Here is a 14,273-nt window from a genome sequence, read left to right on the forward strand (position 1 = left end):
GGGCATGTATCGTTATGTCAGTTCACCGCAAGCGTCGAAGTACATAGTGCCACCACCTCAACATCGAGAGTTGTCGAGTGTGGATGTGCCTGAGTCCGAATTAGAGATGCGAGAAATATTGAATAATTGGTTTGCTGATGGTTTAGCGCCCATTATTGAAAGTGAAGATGACTACATCTCTGCGAGCGATCACGTTCGATTTGAAAAGCTTAGCCGCACCGTTGGGATGTTGTTGAGAAACAAAGATTATTATTTTGCGGCTAAACGGATTTTATCAGTGTGGGAACAAGATTGTCTTGAAACCACTTATATCAATTATCTCATTTTGCGCAGTGAGCGAGTCACTTCTTTAAGGTAAGTTAATGGTGTGGCAGTTGTCATTTTTCATTAGGCATTAGGGATTAGCGACTTAGGGTTCGTGTGCTTACGATCTTTTTATTTTTCTAACGAATCAGCAAACAAAAAGGGCAAGCTTGGAGGCTCACCCTAAAGGTCTTTGTTTTGGCTTAACGTTATTTTCAACTAATTCTCAACTGGGTTACGACTTACACCCAACCATCAAATTTGAGTCGTTTTTGAATTCTTTCGACCGCTTCTTTCTGCATTTGTCTAACACGTTCATTAGAAACATTCACATCCAACATTTGTCCGACCTCAGACAGCGTTTTCACCTTGTTATCAAAGAAACCAAAACGGTGGATGAGCACCTTTTGTAATTTTGGAGGAAGTGTATAGATGATTTGTTCTAGAGCTTGGGTAAAGGATTGATCCTCACAATCTTGTTGAGGGTCTGGGATATATTCACTTTCGCATTGATCAAGCACCATAGGCGCATGGCTAGTTCCAACCGTTGTCGTCACGTCAATAAACCCGCTTAACGCCACCAGTTGATCGACGCGTTCGGCCTTTACACCTGAACTGTCTGATAGCTCAGAAATTGAAACCTCTTTACTCATTTTTTTGCTTGCATCGAGCTTTTTTGAGGCGAGGCTGTTTATTTCTTTACACACGTGGGCTGGCAATCGAACGGTTCGACCCGTGTTCATGAGTGCGGCTTCAATGTTTTCGCGGATCCACCAAACAGCATAGGTTGAAAAACGATAGCCTGGTTCTGGATCGTATTTGTCGATGGCCTTAATCAAGCCAATGTTGCCTTCCTCGATCAGGTCGAGCAGGGTGAAATTATTGCCTTTACGTTTTAGGTAACTCTTTGCGATTTTCACAACAAGGCGCAGGTTTGATTCGATCATGACATCACGCGCTTTTTTATCACCCGCGCGATTCAATTTTGCGTAATACACCTCATCTTCACGCGACAGCAGATCAATGCCAACAATATCTTTCAGATAATGAGCATAAGGGTCTGCACTGGTAGAAAATGATTCGGTAATGGGTGTTTCATCCGTGAGCCCCTGAAACGCAGCAAAACTATCGTTGTTCATTTCCTTGTCCTTATCTAGCCGACTGAACGTTTTAGTTTTTTTATTATGCCACCAAGTGATTAACGCTTGGTTTCATTAGAGTGTAGATAACAATTTCTTCTTTACCAATAAATAAAATGCAATTTCGTATGTTTATGTCACAAAAAGATCTACAAATATTTAACTATTTTGCATCTCATCAAGTGTGTTGGTTTTTCGTTTAAAACATTAATACGGATAGTTTATAAAGCATGTGTTATACATCGGTTTATCTAGATAAATGACGTGAATTTATAGGTGTGGGTTAGAACTATAATTGAGAGGAGAAATGATGAGAAAAATGTTAAGAGTCGAGGTTCAATGTTTCCAAGCACCTCAACTCTTTTAGCTGTGTCGGCTGTTAAGTATCGCCATGCACGTTTTAATTCTATCGACTAATAAGTGCTAAGAACCTCATCGATTTGCTGATTAATGATCTTCATTTCGCTGTAGATAACCGAAAGATCATCATCTTGCGGCGCAAGCTTATTGAGTGTGTTTTGTTCTACTCTTTCCAATGCAACTGTGGCCGTTTCTTCACCAAAGCTGGCTAAAATGCCTTTTAAGGTGTGCACGGTAAAATGAAGCTTGCCCCAATCTTGTTGTTGAACCAACTCTTCGATCTCTTGTAGCGAATTGCCATGGTCTTCTTGATATGTAGACAAAACGGCGTAAATGACGTCTCTGTCATTGTCTAAATAGGCGTTTAAAGCATCAAAGTCTAGCATGTGGACTCCTGTCGGCTGAATGTTGAAAATGGGCTAGGCGGCTTAGTGGAAAAACCATACCTTGATGAATCACTAATCCATTGATTCCATTTTGGAGGAAGTTCTAACTGTAAGATTTCTTCTAGATAGTCGTCGCTAAGTTTCTCATCTATATGAGCTTTATTGACGGCGTATATATAGTCAAGTTTGGCGGCAACTGAATATGGGTAACTGTGAATGTAGTCCTTTATTTCTTGGATCGAACCCAAATTTTCAATGTTTATACACGTTGAAGGGTCGACATTTTTGGACTCAAGTTGGTGATTTATGGCTTCTCCACGAGATTTGAGACATTCCACTGTTAAATGATAAAGAGAGTACTCACCAAAGTGGGCGAGCATGGGTAATAACTGAGTGAGCAAATAAGTCGGTTGGCTGTGGAAATTGTTCGCTAACAGTGTCGAAGCTCTAATCACTTTTTTGTGGGCAATCTGAGGGCTATTTTCGATGAGCAATATGCTGCTCTGAAATAGGGCAAGGCTGGCCAAAACTTGCTGCTGTTGTTTTACCGGAAGTTTCAGGTTTACCAACTCGGTGAATTGGTTGGCGTGCTCAAGCAAAATACGTTTGTACTTTAGTTGCGTCTCGCGCTGATACGTTGCTTTTAAGGAATTAAAGTGCGCACCAATGGAATGGATGACATCAATGTCAGCAGCTGAAATGTGGGTTGCATACATCTCACCTAACTTTATGATCATATGTGTGTTATCTGCGTTCTCAGCTAAGTCGATGGCCCTGATTGCACGATGGCTGATGCTGGGAGTCATCTCAAATGCACGAATCGCTAATTTAAGAGCAGGCAGCAGCATTTTATGTTTTTCATAGATACAGCTTAAGCAGTCAATCACGCTCAATGAGAGTGGCTGTGCTATTAGAAAATTGTGGAGCTTATCTATGGCTAAATTTGGCTTGCCTAAGCTGTCGAGAATCAGCGCCTCAGCCACCAATTTGGTTGGGTGCATGTTGGTTTTGGAGTTGTTAATGACGCTAGAGAGTAACTGCCATTTCTTACCTGCAATTAAATGTTCAATCAATGTCGCTTCGAACTGAACGCTAGTACCATTAGGGGAGATAGCCAAAGCTTGAGCTAATCTCTCTTGACTGGCAATGGGATACAAATCATTCAGTTGGGTGAGTTTCTTTGAAACGGACACGGCACTTTGGATCTTTTTACCCAACGTTTGAGTATTAATCGGTTTAGAAACGAAGTGGTGTGCTTCACCTGAAAGGGCGGTTAATACTGTTTCCTGACGCATATCCCCAGAGAGCAAGATTGTCGCCACAGTATGATCGATGAGGCGGTTTCGATACAGAATGCCCAATAGCTCAAAGCCAGTAAAAGACTGTTCTAAGTGGTAGTCAATGAGGAGTACATGAAAAGAGTGTGTCTCGACCGCTTTAATGGCTTTTCGATAGTCGGTCGCAATAAAAATACAGTCGCGCGAAACTCCCAAACTAGCCAGTTGCTGCTTAATAAGTATTGTTGCGCTTTTAGAGTCGTCGACGATCAAAATTCGAAGGTCTGTTGGTAAGGTCAAATCCATTTTCCTTAATACCAAATGTTATTTTTTAATTTAGGTGTCAAGTTGCACATTGTCAAGGTGCCTATATCACATACAAACACTCAATAAACTATTGGTAATTAAAGAGTATTAGATAACATTTATGAAAGCCTTCAAACGCAGGTGACTTTTACCTGATTTTAGTGGGGTTATACGTGTTTTAGAAATAAAAAAGAGGCAAGCCGATAAGCTCACCTCTCTGTTTTATTGTTCGAGTTTTTATTCGAAATGTTGTTCTTTGCTTGAAGTTTTATTTACCGAAACTCTAGCGTTAATCACGCATGTTTAGAATCAATACTGCCGCTAGAGCCAAGAACGCCGTCATCATTAAGAACACATCGTTGTAAGCCATGATGGCTGCGTCACGTTGCATTGTGCCGAGCAAACTTGCTTGTGCTTGTTGCATCGCAGTTGCGGCATCACTTCCTGACTGAATGAAAAACGCTTGTTGTTGCTGAAGCGTCTGCCAACCAAGTTGACTCACTGAAGGTAGCGACTCCTTGATGTGTGCTAAGTGCTCACGGGTTTTGTTATCCAATAGCGTAGCGATAATCGCGATGCTGAAAGCGCCCCCTAAGTTCCGCATTACGTTGGTTAACGTTGATGCGTCTGGCGTGTCCATTTTGCTGATGTTCTTCATGGCAACCAAAGACAGCGGAACCATGATGAACGGACTACCAATAGCACGCAGAACCATAGATAAAATCAGCTGTTGCCCGCCAAAATCGATTGTCATGTGTGTATTTACGTAACAACTAAAACCGAACATCGCGAAGCCAAAGGTAACCAAGTACTTAGGCTTAATGATCTGTGTTAGCTTTGGCACAATTGGGAATATCAGAAGCTGTGGGAAACCCATCCACATTAGCACTTCACCAATTTCCATCGCGTTATATTGCTGAATTTGAGTGAGATACATCGGTAGAACATAGATAGAGCCGAGCAATGCCATTCCTAGAATCAAATAGGCGATACAAGACATCGCAAATTGCCCATCCCGCAATAGCCGCAGGTTAACCAATGGCTTCTTGTGTTGGAGTTCGTTTATCACGAAGTAAACCAAACTCACCGCCGACACGATACTCAAGCCAATAATAAAGCTCGAACTGAACCACTCTTCACGGTTACCTTCTTCTAACACCACTTCCAAACAACCTAGCCCTAATGCCATGGTGGCGATACCAAACCAATCGGCTTTTTTCAGCGTGCCAAGGTCGAGCTTTTCATCGTCCAAGCCATATCGGATCATGGTGATCACAAGCAAAGCTGGCGGAATATTGATGTAGAAAATATAGTGCCACGAGAAGTTCTCCGTCAGCCAGCCACCAAAGGTAGGGCCAATCGATGGAGCAAAGGTCGCGGTTACACCAAACAGTGCCATACCCACAGCACGCTTGTTGACCGGCAATAACTGAATCACCAACGAGAAAGCAAGCGGGATTAGAGCACCACCACTGAAGCCTTGCATCGCGCGGAAAACGATCATCGAGGTCATGTTCCAAGAGAACGAACACAACAAAGATGAAATGGTGAAAATGGCTGTCGTCCACGTGATATAACGGCGTTTACCGAGCGCTTTAGAAAGCCAACCACTGAGTGGGATAGCGATCATCTCTGCGACTAGGTAAGACGTAGAGATCCACGAGCTTTCATCCAAGGTGGCTGATAGCGCACCTTGAATATCTTTGAGAGACGAGTTGGTGATCTGAATATCCAAGATCGCCATAAACGCGCCAATCAAGCCGCCAAATAGGGCGATCCAATGGCGTCTCGAAACCTCGTCATCATCATTTGTTTGGGTGACAACACCAGCGTTACTCATGGTCTAGCCTCGTTTATCGATGGTCGCTACCACAGACAAACCAGGAAGCAGTCGACCTTTCAACTCTTGCTGATCTGGAATAGTAATTTTAACCGGTACACGTTGAACGATTTTAGTGAAGTTACCGGTCGCGTTTTCTGGTGGTAGGAGCGCAAATTTAGCGCCAGTCGCAGGGGAGAAACTGTCTACCACACCTTCAAGAGGCTGCCCCGGGAACGCATCCAGCTCTACTTCAACCGTCTGACCTTTGTGAATACCACTTAGCTGTGTCTCTTTGAAGTTGGCTTCAATCCACACTTGGTTGTTTGGTACCAAGCTCATCAGTGGTGCGCCTGCTTGAATCAGCAAGCCTTCACGTACGCTGCGTTTACCAATCACGCCATCTGCTGGCGCGTAAATTTTGGTGTAATCAAGGTTAAGCTGTGCTTGATCTCTCTGGGCTTGAGCTTCGGTCACGGATGCATTTGCTTGCTCAATCTCACTAGCGATAACGGTTAATTGGTCATTGGTTGCAACGAGGTTTGCTTTTGCTTCTTCTAAATCTGCCTGAGTTACTTTTTGTTGTGCAACCATGCTGTCGACTTCATCTTGAGACGTGTAGTTACGCTTTAGTAAGCTACGAGAACGTACCACTTGTTGAATCGCGCGTTCGTATTCAGCTTGTGCAGAATCAACGCGGCTTTGTGCTTGATTGATCTTGCTACGTTGTAACGTTTGTTGTGCCACTAGATTTTTGACGTCTGATTGCACGACGCTTAAATGGGCGTTTGCTTGAGCGAGTGCTGACTGGTAATCACGGTCATCGATTTGAACCAGCAAATCACCTTCTTTAACCGATTGGTTATCACTCACATAAGACTTAACAATATAGCCAGAGACCTTAGGGCTAATATTCGTGATGTCGCCTTGTAGGTAGGCATTGTCGGTAGATTCAAAGTACTGGCCATAGCCGTACCAGTATCCAGCACCGGCTAAACCCAATGACAGCATGATCGCAGTAGCAATAAGCGGAGCTTTTTTACGTTTTTTTGTGCTTACTGTTTGCGAAGCGTTGTTGTTCTCTGTCATTTTTTCTTTCTCATTTTGTTTTTATTTAGATGTAACGAATTGTAAATGAATTCGATTGATTGATAAGATAGGAAAAAAGGGAAACACTGTTGCAAAAATCTAACTAATGGCGCTTTGGGAGAAGTACGATGGACTTAAATGCTGTGACTGTTTTTACACAAGTTGTTGATTGTGGGAGTTTCACGCACGCAGCTGAAGCATTGAACATGACCAAGTCGACCGTCAGCCGAAAGCTAGACGAGCTGGAACAGCATCTAGGTGTGAGGTTGATCACTCGTTCGACACGAAGTTTAGTCTTAACGCCAGAGGGTGAGCGCTTTTATCAGTCGAGCATGCAGATGCAAGAGATCATGAACCAAGCTGAGCTAGAGGTTTCAGCCAATCAGGATTTGATCCGAGGGCAGTTGAATGTTGTGTTGCCTGTCGAATTGGGGCATCAAGTATTAGCCAAATACATCCACAGCTTCCTAAAAGAGCACCCAAACGTGACTTTGAACTTAGAACTGTCGAATCGAGAAGTCGACATCATTGCGGAGGGTATCGATCTTTACGCACAAATTGGTGAGCTAGTGGACTCGAGCTTGGTTTCTCGCTACCTCACAACATCAAAGCGTGTATTGGCAGCCAGCCCTGAGTATTTAGAGCAGTTCGATGACGTCTCTTCACCCGATGATCTTGAACCGCCATTCAGAATGATTGAGGTGGTGAACAAGGCCGCGCGTCTACCCAAGTGGCATTTACAATTAGAAGGCGGTGAGTCGATTTTGATCGATCTGCCGTGTCAGTTACGGGTGAATACCATCACGGCATGCCTAACAGCTTGTGTAGATGGGCTCGGCTTGGCGGTGCTTCCTGAATTCATTTGTCGTGAGCACTTCAAGACAGGCAAGTTGATTCGTTTGCTACCTGAATATGAGATGCCGGAAGTTTCAGTAAGCCTAGTGTATGCAGACAGGCAGTTGATGCCGAAACGTAAGAAGGTCTTTATCGACTATCTACTGACTGCTTTTCAAAATAGAGCCAATCAAATAACGAAATAAAGGCATATTGTATTGGGAGCAACAGAAGGAATCGGCTGCCTAACTGTTGATTAGTTGTAATTCATTGACAATGACCAATAACATTGAAAAGAAAAAAACGAACTTGTTAACAAGTTCGTTTTTTTCTGATTGCTAATGTAGTTGTAGGCTAAGTACCGAACTAGCTCTTTTTCTCTGTGTACTCTAGCTTGTAGAAGTGAGCTTCACTTTGTCCATTCGTAAATTGGTTGTATACGCCAGCTTTGAAGTAGCTTAATAGGTGACGCCAGTAGTCAATATCCTGCTCAACTTTACGTTCACCGTTTACGTCAACAATAAGTTTCTTATCACCCACGATTAAATCAAATGCTGTTGGTTTGCCTTGTGGTGCTTTGCCTAAATCATACTGAGAATATGCTACGTCTGATTTGCACATTTCCTTGTCTTGGTTTTTCTTGCCGAACGATCCTTTACAAATTACAGCGTTGTTTTTAATGATTGCCCAGAAATGCCCTTCAATACCATTATTGTCACGTTTCCATACAACACGAAGCAAAGGGTGAGGGACATTGTGAGTACCAAGATCATCTAAGCCTTTGTTATGTACTTGTAGGAATGTAATCTCGTCTTGCTTAGAGTCTGAGTTCTTCATCGACTCTTCAGGTTTTATGATCTCCACCTCCGAACTTAATGTGTATGTTTCATTTGTTAAGTCTGTGCGGAAGTTTTCCTGAACGCGTAGCTCGTTGCGCAGGTGGTCATTCTTCATGGTAAAGACTAGCGCTTCACTTTCTTTGTCGACATAGAAGTTGTTGTTCACAATGCCGTCGTAGTTATTATCGAGCGCAAAATAGTCTTTGTTGCCTTTCTTTCCGTTTGGATCTGAAATTTGAAGTTCAGAAACTGACAAAACATTTTGGTATTGAGAGTAATTAGAAGGTTCGCCTAAAGCTCCTTCTGGATTCGAAAACTGAACATTAGCGATTGCCGAAGAAGAAAAGGCAAGAAGGGCACAGCAAGTGAGTAGGGTCTTTTTCATCAAAAATATCTCTTTTGTATTATTATCATTCAATATAAGCATTGATATCACTTTTGAGATTTATGTGAAAACATCTGTGTTTGAAATTGTGGTCGGCACCCAATTTTCTTGTACAAAAATAGAGAGAATTAGGTGTCGATTGGGATTGGTACCTGAGTGTCAAAGGTGTGGATTTTTGCTCGTTAACAACACTACCTGCTAACCCGTAATAGTGAATAAGGTGAGGCTTAAAAACGGCACGTTCAAACTAGTTAGGCTCTGATTTCCACTCTAACGTTTGTCCGTTGCTCAATACGGCTTTTATAGCGCTCGGCGAGACTTTAAGGCCTCTCTGATGAAAGGTTTGATCTGAAAAATTGGCAATGATCTTACTTCCGTCACTGAACTCAGTTTGTTGAACATCGCCGCTCTTATCTAACCATTCGGAATCGACTAACTGTTTATCCCATAACTGTTCGTGCATTGGTTCAAAGCCATCTTGATAGTGTTTGAGTGCTTTGATTCTCTGGCTTGAACTTGATAAAGCTTCATCTCTGGTCAAGTGAACCATCGGTGGTGTGTTGTACAGCATGGCGGTTAAGTCACGTTCTGCTTGTACATTAGTGAACTTAAGGCTGTCTGAATGCCAATGGTGCGTATTGATTACTTCATCATGGAAAACGGCTTGGTAAAGTGGAATTCGATATTGAGGCGAAAACAGTAGCGACTTATAGGGCTCTTTAACCTCGGCCGGCTTAAAGAAGAAGTCGGGCTTGTGGTCTGGGTACCAACGACCTAAGTAATAGGGAGATTGGCGGTTCTCTTTCATGTCTTTGTCTGTCCAACCAAAACCAACCGTTTCTAAGCCGTGTGCAAACGCGATGCCTTTTGTTGTTAGGCTGTTGCCGTCTTCAGAGCCTAATACTAACGAAGGTTGCTCGCTAAGCCACTTCATTCGGTTGTTGAACGCAGAAAGCATGTCTGATTCGTCGTTTGTATTGCCATTACTGTCTATAGAGACGCGGTAATCTTCACGTGCCATGGCGGTTGCATCAACATCTAAGAACAAGCTGTTGAAGTTGCCGAATCTCATAATGTCTTGAGCACGCTGTTTTACGTATTCGAAATTGGTTTTTGTATTTGAGGAAGCATTAGAGGATGCATCTGAAAAGAGCAGTTGATTGTTGGTTGCATTAACCATTTGATAGCTAATGAAATGATTGTTTTGCTGTACTGTCCAAAAAGGCATCTTCAAGTCTTGAGTAGTGTTACTTCCAGAATGGTTACCGACGAGATAACTTGCCCAAAGCTTGTTGTCAGTAGGCACGCGCATACCTTCACTAAACGGAAGAAATAGTGTCTGAGTTTGTTGTTCGGCAAGATCAAACCACGCCAATTCGATGGGTTTGTTTCGTTTCACCTGTATATTTGAAGGTAAGCTGAACTGAAAAGTGAGCTGGTCTTGATTAAGCTCTGCCTTAACGTTTATTCCACTGGGTACTAAGGTCCAAGTGGCGATTTTTGCTGAGTCAGCTTTATCGGAAAAGCCAATGACCAGATTGGTCGCTTTCTGTGGTTGGCTATCAACAGTGAGAGCAGCACTGTTAACGCTTAAGCCGTTCCAATCGACCTCTAAAGTATTCGATGAGGTAGCGACGGTATTGTTGTTACTGGTGAGCGTTATTTGGCTCGCTTGTGCGTTGGATGAAAACAGACAAGCTGTTGTTAAAGCCACAATGGCAAAATTAGAAAGATTGAGTGGGTGACGTACGCTGAGCATATTTAGATTCCGTAAAGGGTAACTACGGTTATTACACCTAAGTAGCGCTAGTGCTTTGTCACCTATATGTCTCTATTTTCTGTTTGGCTTTAGTGGTTTTCCATTAGAAAGGCACGGCGACGCGCTGCACATATTGGACTTCAATAGCGCCTTGGTATTCAAACATTTCAACCGAAGCACTCAAGTGCTTGGCTTTGGTTCCAAGTGGACTTTCTGTGGGAACGGGTGCTTGCGCTGTTTTGATTGGCACTTTGTAACCCAGCAGGTTGTAGTTTTCATCAAACCATTGCCAACTCACGTTAGCGTCGGGGCAGTTGTCGATCACCTTTGGAGGCGAGAGCACGATATGTGGTTCGCTGAGTTTACTTTCGAGCGTCAGCCATCGATTACTGTTATTTAAAGCGACAATAATAGGGTAGTGATTTGAACCTATCTTTAGTTGATAAACACCAGATTCGGGTTTGATGAACATTTCATTGGTTTCAATCTCTTGATACTCATTATTGGAAGCGAGTTGTCCATCGAGAAGGACTTTACCTTTAGGCGATACCAAAGAAAGAGTTTGAGTTTCTGAGCCTTTGCTGAGTTGCTCGGCAGAGACTTTGATTTGATAACCGTGCGACGACAGGCCATAGCGTCGAATGAAGCTGACTTGGATGTGGTGTTTTGGCTCAGCACTTTGTTTGAGTAAGGTTCCACATTGAGTCTGGCTCAGGATCTCTTGTTTGACTGGCAGCCAAAGCTCACTATCGAGTGATTTGTGATCGAGTGCGATTTGCAGCTCTTGCCACGCAACTTGAGGTTGGTCATCAAGTAGAGATTGATAGGTGTGCTGCAATGGCGTGTCGGTAAACCATGCCGCATGACTTGCGAGCGGCAATGTGTAGATCAGTGCGGTTAACGAAGTAACTTTCATTATGATTCCCCGGCCAAGCGGTAATCAACGCCACGATGTGTTTCTATATTCAATGTTGGCAGCTTCTGGCGTAAGCGCAGTATGTGATTATCAATAGTTCGGGTACTAGGAAAAGCCTGATAACCCCAAATCTTATTGAGTAACTCATCACGATGAAACACACGACTTTGGTTCTGAACAAACAAGACCAATAACTGGAACTCTTTAGGTTTTAACGTGATCGGGCTTTCATCCAAATAAGCGATTCGTTCAGACAAGCGGACTTCAATGTTGGCGTAATTTAGTAGGCTCACCCCTAACGGACGAAGTTGGGTAATGACTCGAGCAAGCAACTCCTCGTTTGAGAAAGGTTTAGTGACGTAGTCTTTGGCACCCGCCATTAAACCTTCAACACGTTGTTGAACTTCTACTTTAGCGGTCAACACAATCACAGGCAGCGCTTTGAGGAGCAACCAGTTTGGAAGGTGTTGCAAGCTGTCCCCATCTTCAAGCTGTCGATCCAGTATCACAAGATCGGCTCGAAACCATTTCTTACTGGCATTCTCTGAATCCTTCGCCCAAAGGCATTGGTAACCATTGGATTCAAAGAAGCTGACGAGGCCTTGTCCAAGCAGTTGGTCGTCTTCAATCAGCAGTAGGGTGTTCATAAGCAATTTCCAAAATACATCGGGTTGGGTTACGAAGAATAATGAGGCGGCCATTCGCTTGCTTCATAAAGTGCTCGACAATAGTCAGGCCAATGCCCATGTTATCCAGTTCGTGCGTTTCACTTGGCGTGACACCAGACATGAGCCGTTGTATCGGTGAAGGGAAGTGCCCCTCGTCTTGTACCTCAATCGTCAGCTTGTCACCGAGTTCGACCTTTACCAAAACCTCACCTTTACCATGTTGTTTGGCATTCTTGATTAGATTATCCAAGCAGATGGTTAGCCAGTAATAGGGAAGGTTCAGTTCAACTTCACGCGCTTCACATTGATAAGAAATATTGTGCTTTTCACAGACATGATCGAGCCACTCTTCTAATGAAGCGTTTTGCTTCAACAAAGGCTCTGACTGATCCGAACTTAGGTACACTTTGCTGTTTTCGGTGAGCTGAGAAAGCCTTTGATAGTCAGATATTAAACGCCAAACCGCACTTTGAGTTTCATCAGAAAAGTCATCGTAGCGATTTCTAAACATTTCGACGGTTAAGCCTAGGCTAGTAATAGGCGTGCGCAGTTCATGAGTAAGAAGCTGTAAAACGAACTGCCTCTCTTTTCGTTGTTTTGTTCTTAGGTATAAGACTCTAGCGAGCCCGGAAAGCAACGTTAGCAGCAATGTAAAGATCAACGTTTTCATGATCAGATTGTCATTGCTAGGCTCGTTTAAGCACACGTTACTGTAACGAAATGTACAGGTTTCACCTGCCAAAGATACCTCTTGTTGCTCTGCGATAGGTTGCCAAACATCTAAGGGAATAGCTTTCCAGCCTTGTTCGCCACTTAACCAAAGCACATCATCTTGTTGCCAAGCGCGGTATCCATTGAGCAGTGCTTCTCTGCCTTGTGCACTTAGGTTTTCTAGCTTGTTATATAAAGGGTGCTGAGGGTTGGTAAGACTCAGAAATGGGCGTATCTGCTCGGTCACATCTGGGTAAGCGGCTAAATAACGATCAGCAAAACTGCCACCTGCAGGGTGTCGTTTGGAGTGTGCTGCAAACCAAATGGAATCCAATGCTTGTTGCTGACACAAAGCGAGCTCAAACTCGATGGCGTCATCTAATGAAGGGTTATTGCTTTCAATCGCTCGGCAGTGATCTTGTATTGACGCTAACGCTGCGATGTCGTCCCAACTGAATTGGTTGAAATCAGGATAGCGGCTATTTTCATGGAGCAGAACTTTCGGATACTGAGCCAACTCTTGTTGAGATACTAAGAGTGGGGATGATTGCCAGCTCAGTTGATACAGAGTTTGCCACTTATCTTGCAAACTTTGGGCATTGACTAGGGTTGGGAGCCAAAAGATCAAGCAAAGAGCTAATGTAAACCTGCGCATCCAATCATTCTCGTTAAAAGTCGTGGGGCGAGTCTAAAGAGTTTTGGGCGCGATTTGTAACCTGAATGTCAACAAGTGTTCTTTTAACAACAAATTGTCGAGTGGGTCATGCTTTTAAATAATAAAGTACAAATACAGTAAGTATCATTTATTTGAAATAAAATAGATAATTGTGTACTTACTGTCATTATTGGGCGAAATGAGGGGACTATACTGGGCTCATACCTAATAAGAGGAACCATCATGAAACTCATCATCAAATCAGTATTGGCAATCAGTATTTTGGCTACAGGCTCTGCTCATGCGTTCGAATTAACCAGCAACGATATTCAAGAAGGTCACCCAATGGCAAAGACTTTTGAATACTCTAGTTGGGGTTGTGACGGCGATAATCAATCACCACAATTGATGTGGAAAGATGCACCAGCAGGTACCAAAAGCTTTGCTATCACAGCTTATGATCCAGATGCACCGACTGAAAGTGGCTTCTGGCATTGGGTTGCGTTTGATATCCCTGCAACTGTGAACGAGCTACCTCGCGGTGTCGACATCTCTAAAGTGGGTGGCAAAGAAGGTCGCATTGATTACGGTACAGTTGGCTACGGTGGCGTTTGTCCTCCAGAAAAAGATGGTATGCACCGTTACCAGTTCACGGTTTGGGCATTACCAACGGACAAACTTAACCTCGACGAAAATACGCCGTCGGCTGTGGTTGGATTTACGTTGAACAGCATGGCTTTAGACAAAGCTAAACTGACCGCAACTTATACACGTTAATAGCTTATGTACGTTAAAGCTTATACACGTACATAATAAGTAAACAAGGG

General features: G+C 43.3%; 13 protein-coding genes. 3 read left to right on the plus strand and 10 right to left on the minus strand.

Annotated elements, in window-relative coordinates:
• The first annotated feature begins 4 nt into the window (after window positions 1–4).
• Entirely contained in the window at window positions 5–358 is a 354-nt protein-coding gene (locus AB4161_RS14480; RefSeq protein ID WP_017072193.1) for a hypothetical protein, read from the plus strand.
• 187 nt (window positions 359–545) lie between these two features.
• Here the strand turns inward: AB4161_RS14480 and AB4161_RS14485 are convergent, their stop codons facing one another.
• The 5 genes from AB4161_RS14485 to AB4161_RS14505 all read right to left on the minus strand — a co-directional run bounded on the left by AB4161_RS14485 (window position 546) and on the right by AB4161_RS14505 (window position 6,679).
• Window positions 546–1,442 (minus strand): RNA polymerase sigma factor RpoD/SigA, encoded by an 897-nt coding sequence (locus tag AB4161_RS14485; protein WP_017060509.1) that lies wholly within the window; start codon window positions 1,440–1,442, stop codon window positions 546–548.
• A 413-nt stretch (window positions 1,443–1,855) separates the two neighbouring features.
• Window positions 1,856–2,188 carry an Hpt domain-containing protein gene (locus AB4161_RS14490; protein ID WP_017060508.1) on the minus strand — a complete coding sequence of 111 codons (333 nt, stop codon included), beginning with the start codon at window positions 2,186–2,188 and terminating at the stop codon, window positions 1,856–1,858.
• A complete protein-coding gene (locus tag AB4161_RS14495; protein ID WP_017064673.1) occupies window positions 2,182–3,771 on the minus strand; it encodes a response regulator in 1,590 nt (529 codons plus the stop codon). Before AB4161_RS14495 ends, AB4161_RS14490 begins: the two co-directional genes overlap by 7 nt.
• 289 nt (window positions 3,772–4,060) lie before the next feature.
• Window positions 4,061–5,611, minus strand: coding sequence for a DHA2 family efflux MFS transporter permease subunit (locus tag AB4161_RS14500; RefSeq protein WP_017060506.1), 1,551 nt, complete (start codon window positions 5,609–5,611; stop codon window positions 4,061–4,063).
• Between the two features lie 3 nt (window positions 5,612–5,614).
• Complete coding sequence (locus AB4161_RS14505) at window positions 5,615–6,679, minus strand: HlyD family secretion protein (RefSeq protein ID WP_372073669.1); 1,065 nt, start codon at window positions 6,677–6,679, stop codon at window positions 5,615–5,617.
• 128 nt (window positions 6,680–6,807) lie between these two features.
• Here AB4161_RS14505 and AB4161_RS14510 point away from each other — a divergent pair, with 128 nt between their 5' ends.
• On the plus strand, window positions 6,808–7,719 hold the full coding sequence (locus AB4161_RS14510; protein ID WP_017060504.1) for a LysR family transcriptional regulator: 912 nt from the start codon (window positions 6,808–6,810) through the stop codon (window positions 7,717–7,719).
• A gap of 160 nt (window positions 7,720–7,879) precedes the next feature.
• Here AB4161_RS14510 and AB4161_RS14515 read toward each other — a convergent pair whose 3' ends face one another.
• From AB4161_RS14515 to AB4161_RS14535, 5 genes are all read right to left on the minus strand, one after another.
• Window positions 7,880–8,737 carry a polysaccharide lyase family 7 protein gene (locus AB4161_RS14515; protein ID WP_017060503.1) on the minus strand — a complete coding sequence of 286 codons (858 nt, stop codon included), beginning with the start codon at window positions 8,735–8,737 and terminating at the stop codon, window positions 7,880–7,882.
• A gap of 247 nt (window positions 8,738–8,984) precedes the next feature.
• Window positions 8,985–10,496, minus strand: coding sequence for a glycoside hydrolase (locus tag AB4161_RS14520; RefSeq protein ID WP_372083523.1), 1,512 nt, complete (start codon window positions 10,494–10,496; stop codon window positions 8,985–8,987).
• A 103-nt stretch (window positions 10,497–10,599) separates the two neighbouring features.
• Entirely contained in the window at window positions 10,600–11,412 is an 813-nt protein-coding gene (locus AB4161_RS14525) for a DUF2861 family protein (protein ID WP_017060501.1), read from the minus strand.
• The gene (locus AB4161_RS14530) at window positions 11,412–12,059 is read right to left on the minus strand and encodes a response regulator transcription factor (RefSeq protein WP_372083524.1); all 648 of its coding nucleotides are present in this window, start codon (window positions 12,057–12,059) and stop codon (window positions 11,412–11,414) included. The genes AB4161_RS14525 and AB4161_RS14530 overlap by 1 nt, the downstream gene beginning before the upstream one ends.
• A complete protein-coding gene (locus AB4161_RS14535; RefSeq protein WP_372083525.1) occupies window positions 12,037–13,446 on the minus strand; it encodes a DUF3404 domain-containing protein in 1,410 nt (469 codons plus the stop codon). The genes AB4161_RS14530 and AB4161_RS14535 overlap by 23 nt, the downstream gene beginning before the upstream one ends.
• A 243-nt stretch (window positions 13,447–13,689) precedes the next feature.
• On the opposite strand from AB4161_RS14535, the gene AB4161_RS14540 reads away from it, so the two are divergent.
• Window positions 13,690–14,223, plus strand: coding sequence for a YbhB/YbcL family Raf kinase inhibitor-like protein (locus tag AB4161_RS14540; RefSeq protein WP_017060498.1), 534 nt, complete (start codon window positions 13,690–13,692; stop codon window positions 14,221–14,223).
• Window positions 14,224–14,273: the final 50 nt, after the last annotated feature.

The sequence above is a fragment of the Vibrio sp. 10N.286.51.E5 genome (assembly GCF_041469125.1).
GTDB lineage: Bacteria > Pseudomonadota > Gammaproteobacteria > Enterobacterales > Vibrionaceae > Vibrio > Vibrio crassostreae_C.